Annotated in this window: 16 protein-coding genes; 12 read left to right on the forward strand and 4 right to left on the reverse strand. The window is 69.8% G+C overall.

The window, feature by feature from the left end; all coding sequences use genetic code 11:
• Window positions 1-3: 3 nt before the first annotated feature.
• Genes QFZ27_RS01905 through argH form a run of 4 tightly spaced genes read right to left on the reverse strand, consistent with a single transcriptional unit; the run spans window position 4 to window position 5324 of the window.
• A complete protein-coding gene (locus QFZ27_RS01905; protein WP_429224390.1) occupies window positions 4-2496 on the reverse strand; it encodes a TIGR02302 family protein in 2493 nt (830 codons plus the stop codon).
• 19 nt (window positions 2497-2515) lie between these two features.
• A complete protein-coding gene (gene lysA / locus QFZ27_RS01910; RefSeq protein WP_429224391.1) occupies window positions 2516-3778 on the reverse strand; it encodes a diaminopimelate decarboxylase in 1263 nt (420 codons plus the stop codon).
• Complete coding sequence (locus QFZ27_RS01915; protein WP_429224392.1) at window positions 3775-3903, reverse strand: hypothetical protein; 129 nt, start codon at window positions 3901-3903, stop codon at window positions 3775-3777. Before QFZ27_RS01915 ends, lysA begins: the two co-directional genes overlap by 4 nt.
• Window positions 3900-5324 carry an argininosuccinate lyase gene (gene argH, locus QFZ27_RS01920; protein ID WP_429224393.1) on the reverse strand — a complete coding sequence of 475 codons (1425 nt, stop codon included), beginning with the start codon at window positions 5322-5324 and terminating at the stop codon, window positions 3900-3902. Before argH ends, QFZ27_RS01915 begins: the two co-directional genes overlap by 4 nt.
• 29 nt (window positions 5325-5353) lie before the next feature.
• On the opposite strand from argH, the gene QFZ27_RS01925 reads away from it, so the two are divergent.
• From QFZ27_RS01925 to QFZ27_RS01980, 12 genes are all read left to right on the forward strand, one after another.
• Complete coding sequence (locus tag QFZ27_RS01925) at window positions 5354-5923, forward strand: TlpA family protein disulfide reductase (protein ID WP_429224394.1); 570 nt, start codon at window positions 5354-5356, stop codon at window positions 5921-5923.
• A 440-nt stretch (window positions 5924-6363) separates the two neighbouring features.
• A complete protein-coding gene (locus QFZ27_RS01930; RefSeq protein ID WP_429224395.1) occupies window positions 6364-6594 on the forward strand; it encodes an AbrB/MazE/SpoVT family DNA-binding domain-containing protein in 231 nt (76 codons plus the stop codon).
• Between the two features lie 137 nt (window positions 6595-6731).
• Window positions 6732-7619 carry an HpcH/HpaI aldolase/citrate lyase family protein gene (locus tag QFZ27_RS01935; RefSeq protein WP_429224396.1) on the forward strand — a complete coding sequence of 296 codons (888 nt, stop codon included), beginning with the start codon at window positions 6732-6734 and terminating at the stop codon, window positions 7617-7619.
• A 248-nt stretch (window positions 7620-7867) separates the two neighbouring features.
• Window positions 7868-8200 carry a succinate dehydrogenase, cytochrome b556 subunit gene (gene sdhC, locus QFZ27_RS01940; RefSeq protein ID WP_429224397.1) on the forward strand — a complete coding sequence of 111 codons (333 nt, stop codon included), beginning with the start codon at window positions 7868-7870 and terminating at the stop codon, window positions 8198-8200.
• Complete coding sequence (gene sdhD, locus QFZ27_RS01945; protein WP_429224398.1) at window positions 8200-8595, forward strand: succinate dehydrogenase, hydrophobic membrane anchor protein; 396 nt, start codon at window positions 8200-8202, stop codon at window positions 8593-8595. The genes sdhC and sdhD overlap by 1 nt, the downstream gene beginning before the upstream one ends.
• A 4-nt stretch (window positions 8596-8599) precedes the next feature.
• Window positions 8600-10390: a succinate dehydrogenase flavoprotein subunit gene (sdhA, locus tag QFZ27_RS01950; RefSeq protein WP_429224399.1), complete on the forward strand. Its 1791-nt coding sequence runs from the start codon at window positions 8600-8602 to the stop codon at window positions 10388-10390.
• Between the two features lie 7 nt (window positions 10391-10397).
• Entirely contained in the window at window positions 10398-11180 is a 783-nt protein-coding gene (locus QFZ27_RS01955; protein ID WP_429224400.1) for a succinate dehydrogenase iron-sulfur subunit, read from the forward strand.
• A gap of 143 nt (window positions 11181-11323) precedes the next feature.
• Window positions 11324-12736: a homospermidine synthase gene (locus tag QFZ27_RS01960; RefSeq protein ID WP_429224401.1), complete on the forward strand. Its 1413-nt coding sequence runs from the start codon at window positions 11324-11326 to the stop codon at window positions 12734-12736.
• A complete protein-coding gene (locus tag QFZ27_RS01965; protein ID WP_429224402.1) occupies window positions 12733-13506 on the forward strand; it encodes a GNAT family N-acetyltransferase in 774 nt (257 codons plus the stop codon). Before QFZ27_RS01960 ends, QFZ27_RS01965 begins: the two co-directional genes overlap by 4 nt.
• 74 nt (window positions 13507-13580) lie before the next feature.
• Window positions 13581-13811 (forward strand): DUF433 domain-containing protein, encoded by a 231-nt coding sequence (locus tag QFZ27_RS01970; protein WP_429224403.1) that lies wholly within the window; start codon window positions 13581-13583, stop codon window positions 13809-13811.
• Window positions 13808-13972, forward strand: coding sequence for a DUF5615 family PIN-like protein (locus QFZ27_RS01975; protein ID WP_429224404.1), 165 nt, complete (start codon window positions 13808-13810; stop codon window positions 13970-13972). The genes QFZ27_RS01970 and QFZ27_RS01975 overlap by 4 nt, the downstream gene beginning before the upstream one ends.
• Window positions 13947-14216, forward strand: coding sequence for a DUF5615 family PIN-like protein (locus QFZ27_RS01980; protein WP_429224405.1), 270 nt, complete (start codon window positions 13947-13949; stop codon window positions 14214-14216). The genes QFZ27_RS01975 and QFZ27_RS01980 overlap by 26 nt, the downstream gene beginning before the upstream one ends.
• Window positions 14217-14296: the final 80 nt, after the last annotated feature.

The following is a 14296-nucleotide window of genomic DNA, read 5'->3' on the forward strand; positions in this document are numbered from 1 at the left end:
CGCTCAGAATTGGCGCAGCAGCCTTTCGATATAATCCCGTTCCGGCGGCGGGCGCGAGCGGTCGTTCAGCCGCTGCCGCAACTCGTCGAGAATGGCGCGGGCGCGCTCGGTGTCGAACTTGGTCGGCAGGCCGACATCGCCGTCGGTGGTGCCGCCGCTGTTGGTCATCGGCCGGCCCAGCGGATCCTGGTTCTCGAACATCTGCCCGTTCTGAGCCCGGCCGACCATGCCCGGCTGGGCGCCCATGGCCTCCATCATCTGCTGCGCCATGCCTTGCAGCCCCTGCTGCAGCTGGTCCAGCGCCTCGGTCTGCGACGGCACGGCGCCGCCGGGGTCGCCCTGGGCCAGGGCCTCGCCCGCCTGCTTCATCGCCCGCTCGGCCCGGCCGAGCGGCATCGGGATGTCGCCGCTCATGTCGCCGAGCTCGCGCATCAGCTCGCCCAGCGCCCGGCGCAGCGCTTCCTGGGTCTGGGCGTTCTGCTCCGGCGTGCCTTGCTGCGGCTGCGACGGGTCGCCCTCCTCGCCGCCCTCCTGGGCCTGCTGCTGACGGAAGGTCTGGTCGAGCAGCTGGCGCTGCGCATTGGTCAGCTTCTGCAGGTCCTTCAGCAGGTTCATGGCGCGCTGCTGCGCCTCGGCCTGCTGCTGGCTCATCTGCCCCATCTGCAGGTTTTCCATCATGTTCTGCATCTGGGACAGCAGCTCCCGCGCCTGGTCCTTGGCGCCGGATTCGGACAGCTGCTGCATCCGGTCGATCATGTCCTGGAACTGCTTCCGGTCCATGATCTGGGCGTCCGGCGGCAGCGGCATCTCCTTGAGCTCGCCGCGCTGCATCTTGTCCCGCATCTGCTCGGCCATCGCCTGCAGGTAGCGGTCCATCGCCCGCCGCAGCTCGTCGGTGAGCTGCTTGATCTCCTCGTCGCTGGCGTTGCGCTCCAGCGCATCGGCCAGGCGCTGCTGCGCCTCGCGCAGCGACCGCTCGGCCAGCGACATGTCGCCGTCCTCGATCCGGAGCGCGGTGTCCCACAAGAGGTCGCGCAGCGGCGCGACATGCGGCTTCGGGTCCTCGGCGAAGAACAGCCGCCGGGCGGCGGTGCGCAGCGCCAGGAACACCACCCGGTCGTCATAATAGCGGTCCGGCCGCTGCGACAGCATGTCCAGCGTCTCGGCCACGCTCTCCGACTGGTCCGGCTGCAGGGTCAGGATCCGGCGCTGCTCGATGATGGCGCGAGCGACGGGGTGGTGGAACTCGCGCTCCGGCAGCGTCACCCGCTCCGGCGCCGTCTTGGTGCTCTGACCCGCCGCGTCGGTGGCGGTCAGCACGATGTCGGCCGCCTGCCCGGCCCAGGCATGCGGCGTCAGGTCCTGGTAGGAGGTGGTCTTGACCTCGCGCGGCCAGCGGCCCGGCACCGAGAGCGGAATGGTCATCGGCGTCTGGTCCAGCACGGCAGGCGCGCCCGGGGCCAGAGTGACGGTCGCGGTCAGGGTGGCGATGCCGTAATCGTCGCCGGCGGTGGCGTCGAGCCGCAGCGCCTGGCGCTCGGTCGGCTTCGGCTTGTCGGTGAAGGCGACGGTCGGCGGCGCATCGGGCACCACCTTCACCGGCCAGTCGCCCAGCACCGTGCCGTCCTGGCTGACCGACAGCCGGTCGCCGCCGGTGACCTTGGCTTGCAGCTCGTAATTGCCGCCCTCGATCGGGGTGAAGGCGGTGTCGCTGCCGGCAAGGCTGAGGGTCGGGGCCTCGTCGCCGCCGGCGACCCGGCCGACCAGGGCGCTGCCGACCGGGATCTCGATCGGCCCCGGCGCCAGCTGGCCCGCCCCGGGCACGGCCACCTGCCCGGCGGTGAGGTAGATCGGCGGCCGGCCGGTGTAGGAGGGCGGGGTGACGAACAGGTCGAGCCGCGGCGCCGTGGCGGCGGTGGCGCCGAACAGACCGGGCGAGAACGCCCGGCCGAGCCGCCCGCGCCAGTCGTCGCCGGCGGCGACCACGGCCAGGATCAGCCCGATCACCACCAGGCCGCGCAGGGCGAAGCGGTCGGCCTCGGCGTTGCGCGGCCGCGGCAAGCGGGGCTTGAGCAGGCGCAGCTGGGCGGCGCGCTGGGCCAGGTGGCACTGCCACAGCACGCGGCTGAGCGGGTCGGAGGTGCCGGTGGCTTGGGTGTCGTGCAGGGCGGTCAGCGGCCGGTGCTCGATGCCGCTGTCGCGCTCCAGCCGGCGGCGCGCCGCCAGCCCGTCGGGCAGGCGCAGCCGCCACAGCGGCCGGCTGGCGACGACCAGCGCCGCGGCGAAGGCGACCAGGATCAGGGCGTGCAGCCAGCCCGGCAGGTCAGGCAGCAGGTCGAAGCCGGCGAGGACGAGGAAGGCGCCGAGCACGGTGGCCACGGGCCAGGCGGCGCGCCATGCCGCCTCCCAGGCCGCAGCCAGCCACGCCAGCGCGATCTTGACGCGCGGCTCGGCCGGCTCCATCGACCTGGGGGCCTCGGTCGGGCTGCGGGCCACCTCTCCTCCTACGCCTTCGTCAGTCAAGCCAGGGCGGCAGGCTCTCCCCGGCGACCATCTCTTCAAATGTGGGCCGTTTTCTGACGAGTGCAAACCGATCTTTGTCGACCAGCGCCTCCGGCACCAGCGGCCGGGTGTTGTAGGTCGACGCCATCACCGCGCCATAGGCCCCGGCGCCGGTGAAGGCGACGAGGTCGCCCGCGGCCAGGGGCGGCAGGGACCGCGCCTTGGCGAAGGTGTCGCTGCTCTCGCAGACCGGGCCGACCACGTCGAACTCGGCCTCGGCCGCGCCCTCCGCCGGCTGGCGCAGCGGCACGATGCCGTGCCAGGCCTCGTACATCGCCGGCCGGATCAGGTCGTTCATCGCCGCGTCGAGGATGACGAAGTTCCGCGTCCGGCCGGGCTTGATGAAGATCACCCGCGACAATAGGACGCCGGCATCGCCGCAGATCGACCGACCCGGCTCGCACATCAGATGGCAGCCCAGGTCGCCCACCGTCTCGCGCACGATGCGGGCATAGTCGGCCAGCGCCGGCGCCGGGTCGCCCCTGTAGGAGATGCCGATGCCGCCGCCGAGATCGAGCCGATCGACCACATGGCCGGCGGCGCGCAGGTCGCGCACCAGCTCGGCCAGGCGGCGATAGGCGTCGCGATAGGGCGACAGGTCGAGCAGCTGGCTGCCGATATGGGCGGCGATGCCGACCGGGCGGACGCCCGGCAGGGCCCGCGCCCGCTGATAGGCCTCGGCCGCATCCTCGAGCTCGATGCCGAACTTGTCGCCCTTGCGGCCCGTGGAGATCTTGGTGTGGGTCTTGGCGTCGACATCGGGGTTCACCCGGAAGGCGACGACCGCGTCGCGCCGCAGCCGCACCGCGACCTGCGACAGCAGCTCCAGCTCCTGCAGCGATTCCACGTTGATCTGGTGGATGCCGGCCAGCAGCGCCGCCTCCAGATCCTCCGCGGTCTTGCCGACGCCGGAGAAGACGATGCGGTCGGCCGGGCAGCCGGCGGCCAGGGCCCGCTTCATCTCGCCGGTCGAGACCACGTCGATGCCGGCGCCCTGCTGCACCAGGGTGCGCAGCACGGCGAGGTTGGAATTGGCCTTGGCGGCGAAGCAGACCGCGATCGGCAGGCCGGCCAGCGCGTCGACATAGGCGCGGTAATTCGCCACCAGCGCCGCGGTCGAATAGACATAGGCCGGCGTGCCGACCTCAGCGGCCACGGCGGCGAGATCGACGTCCTCGGCGAAGAGGGCGCCGTTCTTATAGGCGAAGGCGGTCATGTGCTGGGGTAGCCTCGTGGATAGGCGGAGGTCTTGCTGTCGGGGGCGCTGACCGAGGCCGCCTTCTTGCCGCAGGCGACAAGCCCGAAGGCGAGAGTGACGGCGAGCAGGATTCGCAGGATCACAGGAAACGCTCCTTTGCGGCTTGGACGGCCTCGCGAACACGGTCGGGCGCGGTGCCGCCATAGCTCTTCCGGCTGGCGACCGAGGCCTCGGCGGTCAGCACGGCGTAGACGGCGTCGGTGATGCCGGCATGGACCGCCTGCATCTCGGCGAGCGGCAGGTCGGACAGGCGGCAGCCCTTGTCCTCCGCCCGCTTCACCAGGTGCCCGGTGATGTGGTGGGCGTCGCGGAACGGCACGCCGAGCTGCCGCACCAGCCAGTCGGCCAGGTCGGTCGCGGTCGGGAAGCCGGCCTCGGTGGCCCGGCGCATCGCCTCGGCGTTGACGGTCCAGCTCTCGACCATGCCGGTCATCGCGGCGAGGCACAGCATCAGCGTGTCGTCGGCGTCGAAGACCGGCTCCTTATCCTCCTGCATGTCCTTCTGGTAGGTCAGGGGCAGGCCCTTCATCACGGTCAGCAGGGCGCCAAGGCTGCCGAACACCCGGCCGGTCTTGCCGCGCACCAGCTCCGCCGCATCCGGGTTGCGCTTCTGCGGCATGATCGACGACCCGGTGGAGAAGCCGTCGGACAGGCGGACGAAGCGGAATTGCGGCGTCGACCAGAGCACGATCTCCTCCGCCAGCCGCGACAGGTGCATGGCGCAGATGCCGGCGGTGGCGAGGTAGTCGAGCGCGAAGTCGCGGTCGGAGACGCTGTCGAGCGAATTGGCGGTCGGCCGGTCGAAGCCCAGCGCCTGCGCCGTCATGTGCCGGTCGATCGGGTAGGGCGTGCCGGCCAGGGCGGCGGCGCCGAGCGGGGATTCATTGGCCCGGGCGCGGGCGTCGGCGACGCGGCTGCGGTCGCGGCCCAGCATCTCGACATAGGCCAGCAGGTGATGGCCGAAGGTGACCGGCTGCGCCACCTGTAGATGGGTGAAGCCCGGCAGGATGGTGTCGGCGTGCCGCTCGGCCTGGCCGATCAGCGCCGCCTGCAGCGCCTGCAGCCCCTGCTCCAGCCGGTCGAAGGCATCGCGGACCCAGAGGCGGAAATCGGTCGCCACCTGGTCGTTGCGGCTGCGCGCCGTGTGCAGCCGCCCGGCGGCCGGGCCGATGATCTCGGTCAGCCGCGACTCCACATTGAAATGAATGTCCTCGAGCGAGGTCTTGAACTCGAAGCGGCCGTCGGCGATCTCGCCGGCGATCTGCTCAAGCCCGCGGTCGATCGCGGCGGCGTCCACGGCGGACACGATGCCTTGCGCGGCGAGCATTGCGACATGTGCGCGCGACCCGGCGATGTCCTGGGCCCAGAGCTTGCGGTCGAAGCCGATCGAGGCGTTGATCCGCTCCATGATCGCGGCCGGCCCGGCGGCAAAGCGGCCGCCCCACATCGGATTGGTGCCTTTATCGGGCACGACGGGGGTGGCAGGCTGGGTCGGATCGGACATGGGGTGCGGACCGGATGAGGAAGAGAGCAATGATCGCCGCTGGCGTGGCCGGCCTGGCGCTGCTGGCGGCGGGCGCGGCCTGGTGGACGCTGCGGCCCCCGGAGGGCCGGCCGCCCTTGGGCGGCACCGTCGCCAGCTTCGTCCTGGCCGACCGGCCTGAGCCGGCACCGGAGATTACCTTCTCCGACGCCGCGGGCAACACCCTTCATCTCGCCGACTTCAGGGGCAAGGTGGTGCTGGTCAATCTGTGGGCGACCTGGTGCGCCCCCTGCGTCAAGGAGATGCCGGCGCTGGACCGGCTGCAGGCCAGGCTGGGCGGCGCCGACTTCACCGTGCTGGCGCTGTCGATCGACCGCGAGGGGCTGGCCAAGGTGCAGCCCTTCTTCGCCACCAACAAGATCGGCGCGCTGGCGGCCTATCTCGACCCCGGCGGCCGGTCCCCGGCGTCATTCGGCGCCCGCGGCCTGCCGACGACGCTGCTGATCGACCGCGACGGCACCGTGGTCGGCCGCCAGGAGGGCGCCGCCGAATGGGACGACGACAGCTCGATCGCGCTGCTGCGCTACTATCTCGATCGCGGCAAGGCGGGATCTGCCTGAACCGGATCAGACCGGCACGGCGCCCGAATAGAGGCCCAGCAGGACCATCACGCCGTAACCCCAGAGCACCGTCCGCAGCACCATAGCCCCCTCCCTCGCGCCGCCGCCAGCGGCATCCGATGCAGGGAAGACTACGCGCCGAGTGTATCGGTGGGATGTCGGCGCGACGGCCCAATTGTATCGTCCGTATCGCGGCGGCTCAGATAGGCGTCGAGCCCATGTAGAAGCCGATGAGAACGAGTACGCCGTAAACCCAGATGATGGTGCGGAGCATCATGACCTTATCCTCGGGCTCGAGGCCCGAGATCATGTCTACGCCGCCTTCCGTGAATCGACTGTGACCGCGGTCACGGGCACGATTCACGCTGTTGGAAAGGCCGACGAATGACCCATTCTCGTCACGCGTGATATACGATGACACTGTGCGTCATGGAGAGATCATGCGCGTGGCGAAGTGGGGTCACAGCCTGGCGGTGCGACTGCCTGCGGCTGTGGTTGAAGCGCTTAATCTGAAGGAAGGCGACGAGATCGAGATTCGCATCGCCGCCGACCGCGCTGTCCTGGTCGAAAGAAACCGCGACCGGCAGCAGGCGCTGGAACAACTGCGCAGGCTACGGCGGTCCTTGCCGCCCGGTTTTCGTTTCGACCGTGACGAAGCGAACAGGCGCTAGGGTGCGCCTCCATCACGTCCTGCTCGATTTTAAGCTGTCATGCCCGAGCTTGACCCGGGCATCCAGAGGCTGTCGACATCTTCTGGATTGCCGGGTCAAGCCCGGCAATGACAGGTAGAGAGCAGAGAGGTGCACCGATGACCATCCGCCCCCGCCGCTCGCTGCTCTACGTCCCCGGCTCCAACCCGCGCGCGCTGGACAAGGCGCGCACGCTGGACGCCGACGGGCTGATCCTGGACCTGGAGGACGCGGTCGCACCGGACGCCAAGGTGGCGGCGCGCGAGCGGGTGGTGGCCGCCGTCCGGGCCGGCGGCTGGGCGCCGCGCGAGGTGCTGGTCCGCGCCAACGCCGCCGACACGCCCTGGGGCGCCGACGATCTGGCCGCGCTGGCCGGCAGCGGCGCCGACGGCGTCGTGCTGTCCAAGGTCGAGCGGCCGGAGACGGTGAAGGCGGCCGAGGCCGCCCTGACCGCAGCCGGCGCACCGAAGGACCTGATGCTGTGGTGCATGATCGAGACGCCGCTCGGCGTGCTCAACGCCGCCGCCATCGCCGGGTCCTCGCCGCGCCAAGCCGGGGGCCGCCTGGCCGGGCTGATCCTCGGCACCTCGGACCTGGCCAAGGATCTGCGGGCGGCGCATGAGCCGGGGCGACAGCCGCTGCTGACCGCGCTCGGCCTGTGCCTGCTGGCCGGCCGCGCCCACGGCCTGGCGGTGATCGATGGCGTCCATCTCGACCTCGAGGACCAGGCCGGCTTCGCCGAGTCGTGCCGCCAGGGCGCGGCGCTGGGCTTCGACGGCAAGTCGCTGATCCACCCGAAGACCCTCGCCGCTGCCAACGCCGCCTTCGCCCCGAGCACGGAGGCGGTGGAGACCGCGCTGCGGGTGATCGCCGCCCATGCCGCGGCCCTGGCGGCCGGCCAGGGCGTCACCATCGTCGACGGCCGGCTGGTCGAGGCGCTGCATGTCAGCGATGCGGAGCGGGTGGTGGCGATGCACCGCGCCATCGCCGAACGCAGCGGCGCGTAGCGGTTGCGGCCCATGGGAGTCCAGTTGCGAATGGCTCGCATCTGCTTGAAACTATTGGCCTGTTCGTTGACTTGCTGCAGTGCGGCGCGTAAGTCACTCCCCGACCCGTTCAGGCTCGATCGCGACAGGCCGCGCCCGCGCCTGATGCCCATTGCGCATCGGAGTAAATCCGCATGTCCGCCTCCGAGGCAGTTCCTCAGAAACGGCCGAGGCCACTTTCGCCCCATCTGCAGATCTACCGTCCGCAGATGTCGAGCGCGCTTTCGATCTTCCATCGCGGCACCGGCATCGCCCTGGCCATCGGCACCCTGCTGCTGGCCTGGTGGGTGATCGCGGCGGCCGCCGGCCCCGAGGCCTTCGAGGCGGCGCAGTGGTTCATCGGTTCCTGGCTCGGCCTCCTGATGCTGTTCGGCTGGACGGCGGCGCTGTTCTACCACCTCTGCGCTGGCATCCGGCACCTGGCCTGGGACGCCGGCTGGGGCTACGACCTGCCGACCATGCACAAGACCGGCTACGCCGTGCTGATCGCCACCGCGGTGCTGACCGTGCTGGCCTGGATCATCGGCCTGGTGGTGTGGTGATGACGACCAAGCCCGTTTCCCTGCGCAACCCGCTGGCCCATGCCCGCGGCCTCGGCTCCGCCAAGTCCGGCTTTGCCCATTGGCGCGGCCTGCGCGTCACCGCGCTGGCGCTGATCCCGCTGACCATCTGGTTCGTGATCGCGGTGATCGCCCATCTCGGCTCGCCGCTGCCGGAGATCAAGGCGTGGCTTGGCCATCCGCTCAACGCCGCCCTGTTCATCCTGTTCATCGCCATCGGCCTGCACCACGCCGCCAATGGCCTGACCGAAGTCTATGAGGACTACGTCCACGGCCACCACACCAAGCTGATCGCCGACCTGGCGACCAAGGGCCTGGCCGTGCTCCTGGGGGCGGCGATGACCGTCTCCGTCCTCAAGATCGCCATCTCGGGGTAACCCCATGCCAGCGTCCTATACCTTCATCGATCATTTCTACGACGTGGTCGTGGTGGGCGGCGGCGGCGCCGGCCTGCGCGCCACCTTCGGCATGGCCGAGAAGGGGCTGAAGACCGCCTGCATCACCAAGGTCTTCCCGACCCGCAGCCACACCGTCGCGGCCCAGGGCGGCGTCTCCGCCGCGCTCGGCAACATGGGGCCGGATGACTGGCGCTGGCACATGTACGACACCGTCAAGGGCTCCGACTGGCTCGGCGACCAGGACGCGATCGAGTACATGTGCCGCGAGGCGATCCCGGCGATCATCGAGCTCGAGCATTACGGCATGCCCTTCAGCCGCACGGAGGAGGGCAAGATCTACCAGCGCGCCTTCGGCGGCATGACCACCGAATACGGCAAGGGCCGCGCCTACCGCACCTGCGCCGCGGCCGACCGCACCGGCCACGCCATGCTGCACACCCTGTACCAGCAGGCGCTGAAGCACGAGGCGGAGTTCTTCGTCGAGTACTTCGCCATCGACCTGATCATGGACGAGGAAGGCGCCTGCCGCGGCGTCGTCGCCTGGAACCTGGACGACGGCACGATCCACCGCTTCTTCGGCCACCAGACGGTGCTGGCGACCGGCGGCTACGGCCGCGCCTACTTCTCCTGCACCTCGGCCCATACCTGCACCGGCGACGGCGGCGCCATGGCGGCGCGGGCCGGGCTGCCGCTGCAGGACATGGAGTTCGTGCAGTTCCACCCGACCGGCATCTACGGCGCCGGCTGCCTGATCACCGAGGGCGTGCGCGGCGAGGGCGGGTACCTGACCAACAGCGAGGGCGAGCGCTTCATGGAGCGCTATGCCCCCTCGGCCAAGGACCTGGCCTCGCGCGACGTGGTCAGCCGGTCGATGACGATCGAGATCCGCGAGGGCCGCGGCGTCGGCCCGAACAAGGACCACATCCACCTGCATGTCGAGCATCTCGACGCCGACATCATCCACCACCGCCTGCCCGGCATCGCCGAGAGCGCCAAGATCTTCGCCGGCGTCGACGTGACCAAGGAGCCGATCCCGGTCCTGCCGACGGTGCACTACAACATGGGCGGCGTGCCGACCAACGTGCATTGCGAGGTGGTCAACCCGACCGCCGCCGACCCGAACCGCGTGGTGCCGGGGCTGATGGCGATCGGCGAGGCCGCCTGCGTCTCGGTGCACGGCGCCAACCGGCTGGGCTCGAACTCGCTGCTCGACCTCGTGGTGTTCGGCCGCGCCGCCGCCATCCGCTGCGCCGAGTTGATCAAGCCCGGCCAGACACACAAGCCGGTGCCGGCCGATGCCGGCCAGTTCGCACTGAACCGGCTGGACCGCGTGCGCCATGGCAAGCAGGAGGTCCGCACTGCCGACCTGCGGCTGGAGATGCAGCGGACGATGCAGAACGACGCCGCCGTGTTCCGCACCGGCCAGACCCTGGCCGAGGGCTGCGAGAAGATGGACGTCACCTGGGACAAGCAGACGGGCCTGGGCGTCGACGACAAGTCGCTGATCTGGAACTCGGACCTGGTGGAGACGCTGGAGCTCGAGAATCTGATGATCAACGCCGTGACCACCATCCGCTCCGGCGTCAACCGCGAGGAGAGCCGCGGAGCCCATGCCCGCGAGGACTTCCCGGACCGCGACGACGTCAACTGGATGAAGCACAGCGTCGTCTGGATCGACGAGGCCGGCAAGACCCGCATCGACTACCGCCCGGTCCATCTCCAGCCGATGACCAACGAAGTCCAGAGCTTCCCGCCCAAGGCGCGGGTGTACTGAGGACGACATGGCCGAATTCACCCTGCCCCGCAATTCCAAGGTCCAGCCCGGCAAGACCATCCGCGTCTCCGGCGAGATCAAGAAGCCGCGGACCTTCAAGATCTACCGCTGGAACCCGGACACCGACGAGAATCCGCGGCTCGACACCTATGAGATCGACCTGGCGCGCTGCGGGCCGATGGTGCTGGACGCGATCATCCACATCAAGAACGACATCGACTCGACCCTGACCTTCCGGCGCTCCTGCCGCGAGGGCATCTGCGGGTCCTGCGCGATGAACATCGACGGCACCAACACGCTGGCCTGCCTCAAGCCGATCGAGGAGGTCCAGGGCGACGTCAAGATCTATCCGCTGCCGCACATGCCGGTGGTGAAGGACCTGGTGCCGGAGCTGACCCACATCTACGCGCAATACGCGTCGATCAAGCCCTGGCTGCGGACCGAGAGCCCGCCGCCGCCCGACCGCGAGCGCCGGCAGAGCCCGGAGGAGCGCGAGAAGCTGGACGGGCTCTACGAGTGCATCCTGTGCTTCTGCTGCACCACCAGCTGTCCCAGCTACTGGTGGAACGGCGACAAGTATCTCGGCCCGGCGGTGCTGCTGCAGGCCTATCGCTGGATCGCCGACAGCCGGGACGAGATGACCGGCGAGCGACTGGACGCGCTGGAGGACCCGTTCCGCCTCTACCGCTGCCACACCATCATGAACTGCACCAAGACCTGCCCGAAGGGCCTCAATCCCGCCAAGGCGATCGGCGAGATCAAGAAGCTGATGCTGGAACGCGCCGGCTGACCTGCGTCCAACCGCAGTAAAACGTCACAAAAAAGCGCTGGTGACCCCGGCGCTTTTTTCATATCAACCGCCCAGTTAACCCACGGTCTGCCCACCTGACGGAGCGATCCTGCACGCAACACACTCGAGGAGTGTCCTTCTAAATGGCGAAACCCGCGCGCACACCCTTCACCGGCCGCATCCTCATGGTCGGTTTCGGCTCGATCGGCCAGGGCGTGCTGCCGCTGCTGCTGCGGCACCTGACCCTGACCTCCGACCGCGTCACCATCGTGACGGCGGAGACGAGAGGCCAGAAGGAGGCGGAACTCTACGGCGTCCGCTTCATCCATGAACCGGTGACACGCGGCAATTATCGGACACTTCTCGAACCGCTCCTCGGCCCGGGCGATGCCCTGGTCAACCTTTCGGTCGACGTCTCCTCGGTGGCGTTGATCGAGCTGGCGCGGGAGCGCGGGGCGCTCTACATCGACACCTGCGTCGAGCCCTGGCTCGGCGGCTACACCGACCCGAATCTCGGCCCGGCCGACCGGTCGAACTACGCGCTGCGCGAGGCGGCGCTGGCGCTCGGCCGCAACCCGGGCGCCCCGACGGCGGTGCTGACCCATGGCGCCAATCCCGGCCTGGTCTCGCATTTCGTCAAGCGCGCGTTGCTGAACATCGCGTCCGCGACCGGCTTCGAGCCGCCGGTGCCGGCCGACCGCGCCGGCTGGGCCGGCCTGGCCAAGACGCTAGGCGTGAAAGTCATCCATATCGCCGAGCGCGACACCCAGGTCGCCCGCTTCCCGAAGAAGCCGGGCGAGTTCGTCAACACCTGGTCGATCGACGGCTTCGTCGGCGAGGGCTGCCAGCCGGCCGAGCTGGGCTGGGGCAGCCATGAGCGCCACTTCCCGGCCGACGGCAACCGACACGCCGCCGGGTCGCAGGCCGCGATCTGGCTGGCCCGCCCTGGCGCCGCGACCCGGGTGCGGACCTGGACGCCGCTGGCCGGGCCGATCCACGGCTTCCTGATCACCCACAACGAGGCGATCTCGCTGGCCGACTACCTGACCGTCGGGTCGGGCGCGCAGCCGGAGTACCGGCCGACCGTGCACTATGCCTACCACCCGTCGGACGACGCGGTGCTGTCGGTGCATGAATTCGCCGGCCGCAACTACGAGCTGCAGCCGAGCAAGCGGCTGATGATGGACGAGATCATCGAGGGCATGGACGAGCTCGGCGTGATGCTGGCCGGCCACGCCAAGGGCGCCTATTGGTACGGCTCGCGCCTGACCATCGGCGAGGCTCGCGAGCTGGCGCCGCACAACAACGCCACCAGCCTGCAGGTGACGGCGGCGGTGCTGGGCGGGCTGGTCTGGGCGATCGAGAATCCGGACCGCGGGCTGGTCGAGCCCGAGGAGATGGACCACGAGCGGGTGCTGCAGGTGGCGGCGCCCTATCTCGGCGAGCTGGCCGGCGCCTTCACCGACTGGAACCCGCTGCAGGGCCGCGGCCAGCTGTTCCCCGAGGACATCGACCCCGAGGACCCCTGGCAGTTCAAGAACATCCGGGTGGTGTGACCGGCTTCCGCCCGGTCGCCGGCCTGTCCCGCACGGAGCGGGCGCAGGTTGGCGCCCTGGTGGCCGGCCACCCGGTGTTCGCGCTTTACTGGGACGCGGCGCTCGACGCCGCGGCCGCGGGCGACCGCAGCCGGTCGGTGCGGCTGGAGCCGGAGGGCGCCGTCCTGGGCATCGATTTCGACGAGCTGACCGCCTATACGCCGGTCGGTGCCGTTGGCGACGCCGCCCTGCTGTCGCTGACGGCTGATCCGCGGCCGCTGGAGCTGCATCTGACGCACGACCAGGCCGAGCGGCTGCGCCAGGCCTGCGGCGATCGGCTGGCGCTGGAGGACGGGCTGCGCTTCTACGCCCGGCCGCTCGCCGGCCTTTTCGAGCCCGATCCCGCCTGCCGGCGGATGGGGCAGGCCGAGCGGGAGCCGCTGCGCCGCTTCTACGCCGTGCATTACCCGACGACGGTGTTCTCCGTCTGGATGCTGCACCTGCCCTTCGTTGCCATCGTCGAGGATGGCCGCCCGGTCGCTGCCGGCGGCGTCCTCGCCCGCGCCGGCAGCCGGGCGATGATCGGCAACTTCCTGGTCGACCCTGCCCGCCGCGGCGAAGGCTTGGCCGGGCGTATTCTGGCCGGCCTGCTGGCGGCGCTGCGGGCCGAGGACGTGACCATGGCGCTGCTGGCCACCAACGACCTCAACCCGGCGGCCTGCCGGGTCTATGAACGCGCCGGCTTCACTCTGATCGAGCGCCGGGTGCAGCTGGACCTGCGCGCGGCCTGACGCGCCGGCGCGGGTTCCCTCGCCGCTATCGACGCACCATGTTAACTTCGGTCTGTGTCGGAACGGAGAGCCTCGTGGGACAGTTGGACCGCATTACCCAACAGCCCGAAGTGATGGGCGGGCGGGCGTGCATTTGCGGAATGCGGGTCACGGTCGGCATGATCGTCAGCCAGATCGGCGCCGGTCACAGCATCGACGACGTCCTCGCCGACTATCCCTATCTGGATCGTGAGGACGTGATGCAGGCGCTGCGCTATGCCGCGTGGCTGGCCGAAGAGCGGGAAGTGCTGCTGACCAGCGCATGAAGATCCTGGTCGACATGAACTTGTCGCCGCGCTGGGTTGATCTGCTGACCAACGCCGGTATGAAGGCAGCGCATTGGTCGACTCTCGGTCCGGCCAATGCGCCGGACGCTGTCATCATGGCCTTCGCCCGCGCCAATGACTATCTTCGCCCGCGCCAATGACTATGTCGTGTTGACCCATGATCTCGATTTCAGTGCGATCCTGGCGGCCACGCATGGCGACAAGCCCAGTGTGGTGCAGATTCGCGCCGACGACATCAGCCCGGGTGCGATCGGCAAACCCGTCATCGACGCCTTGAGCCAGATGGCCGGCGAGCTGTATCGAGGTGCTTTGCTGACGGTCGATCCGCGGCGTACGCGCCTTCGGGTCTTGCCGCTCCGCAACCCAGACCGGTTCCCGCCGTAGCGTCGGCCTGACGCGCCGCCGGTTCAGCCCAGGGATGCGCCGCCTTGTCTGGCATTTCGCCGGGGCTTGCGGTAAGCACC

Origin of the sequence: Inquilinus ginsengisoli, from assembly GCF_050434925.1 — a bacterium.
GTDB classification, from domain to species: Bacteria; Pseudomonadota; Alphaproteobacteria; order DSM-16000; family Inquilinaceae; genus Inquilinus; species Inquilinus ginsengisoli_B.